Consider the following 1,842-nt stretch of genomic DNA (forward strand, 5'->3'; position numbering starts at 1 on the left):
TCTCCAGCCGGCGGTAATAAAGCCAAAACCCGTTGTGCTCCCAATGGAGAATCTTCAGTTTGTCCCTCTTACGGTTGCAAAAGACAAAGAGGCAGGAAGAGAAGGGGTCCAGCTCGAAGCCTTCCTTACCCTCAGGCAGCCCTGACGATGAGCTTTAATTACATCACCAGCAAAGACCCCGGTGATAGCGTACTGACGATTGAGGCTGACATTGATGCAAAAATCCGGTTTGGCCATCAGACAGGCTTCCGTAACGTCTTCTTGCACGGGATTGTTTTCTAAAACGCCCCACGTGCAATGGGGATCCTCAATAAACGCAGCTCGATGCAAGCGCATAATGGTTTTAATTCCAGCAACCCCCGGAACAACACCCTTGGGTCCGCCAGAAAAGCCGGCAAAAAAGTGTGGTTCAATAAATCCGACTACAATCTTGCGTTCTGCTTTAACGTAAGTAGAATTAAGCCAGACAGGAGTATTACGTTTGGTCGTTCCGAGATATGTGAGCTGGGTTTCATCATGGCAGTCGTGGTTAATTACTTTAAACCTATCTACTATGCTGCTGCCTAGCATTTCCTTTAATTCCTCAGGGGTGTTTGCTCTATGAGTCCCCGTCCCATTGATAATGATTATCTCGCCGCAAGGTATTTGTTTAAGAATCTCAATAATAACCGGAACGATTTTATGGCTAGGCGTAGGTCTAGTTTTATCAGAAATGACTATAGCAACACTTTCGCCTTTTTTGACGATGTTACGTAAGGCTGGAGTTCCAATAGGATGCTCTAAAGCCGTCTTCAGGGCTTCTTCTTCATCAGGTACTCCGGGTACGTCAATGGGCTCAATAACAGTTACATTGCTGCTCGGTATTTTTAAAAGCATCTTTCCTTTTCCATAGGCTATGTGGACATCCATTGCTCTCCCTCACAAATGCTATTCTCCCGCTATTTATTTATACTGCGACTCGCCTCATTTGTTATTTTGTACTCTTTTTCTACAGCTTGCATAACGAAGATAATATGCTCCGTCATTATAGCCTCAGCGCCGCTGACATCCTTTTTTATTAAAGCGTCTACGATCCGCTGATGGTGTTCGTTGGATTTTTCGATTATGCCCGGCACTATATTGATATATTGCTGTTGGGTGGTAATTAAGTGACGGATGGCTTCCATGACTTTTTCTAACACTTTATTTTTGGCTATCCTTGCCAGCTCAAAATGAAACTGTTCGTCCAGGCGACTGAACTCGAGTGCATTTTTATTAGCCACAGCTTCGTCCATTGCTGTTAGTATTGTTCTTAAACTAGCTATGTCTCCGGCTTTTGCTCTCCCGGCCGCCAGGGAAACCAGGCCCTTTTCAATAAAAAGACGCGCTGTCAACAAATCCTGGAGGGTACCATAATCGATATTCAGTAGCCGCTTCAGAGAATCCATTATGGAACTAACCGAGGTTTCTTTGACAAAGGTACCCTCCCCTTGCCTGACGTCTAATATTCCCATGGAACTAAGTTTATTAATGGCTTCGCGTAATGTTCCCCGGCTTACCCCGAGCTCGCGAGCCAAAATCAATTCCGTAGGCAATTTGTCGCCAACCTTGTAACTGCCCTCCTTTATTTTTTGAATAATATATTCAGCAACTTCATCGGTTAATTTCCGCCTTATCCCGCCAATCAATAGTCATCACCTTTAAAGATTGGATGTTGTATGTCTGATGTTTGACTGGGGCGTTGTCCCAAAAATCGTGGAAAATGAAGGTGGCGGTCCCTCAATCCTCTGTGATATAACAGAGGTGGACAATCCATACAAAAGGAGGTAACCGCCACCAATGCCAGTATATCACAAGTCAAAA

2 protein-coding genes and 1 pseudogene are annotated in these 1,842 nt (G+C 44.6%); all 3 read right to left on the reverse strand.

Annotated features, from left to right (window positions below):
- On the reverse strand, positions 1 to 139 hold a 139-nt coding region (gene tnpB / locus TAMC210_RS14035), incomplete at its 3' end, for an IS66 family insertion sequence element accessory protein TnpB (RefSeq protein ID WP_373996457.1).
- Positions 121 to 909 (reverse strand): annotated as a pseudogene (gene larA / locus TAMC210_RS13160) (nickel-dependent lactate racemase); the annotation flags it as partial. The pseudogene larA and the gene tnpB, both read right to left, overlap by 19 nt.
- Positions 910 to 938: 29 nt before the next feature.
- Positions 939 to 1,667, reverse strand: a complete 729-nt coding sequence (locus tag TAMC210_RS13165) for a FadR/GntR family transcriptional regulator (protein WP_173299275.1) — start codon at positions 1,665 to 1,667, stop codon at positions 939 to 941.
- Between the last annotated feature and the right edge of the window lie 175 nt (positions 1,668 to 1,842).

The sequence above is a fragment of the Thermanaeromonas sp. C210 genome (genome assembly GCF_013167955.1).
Lineage (GTDB): Bacteria > Bacillota > DSM-521 > Neomoorellales > Neomoorellaceae > UBA12545.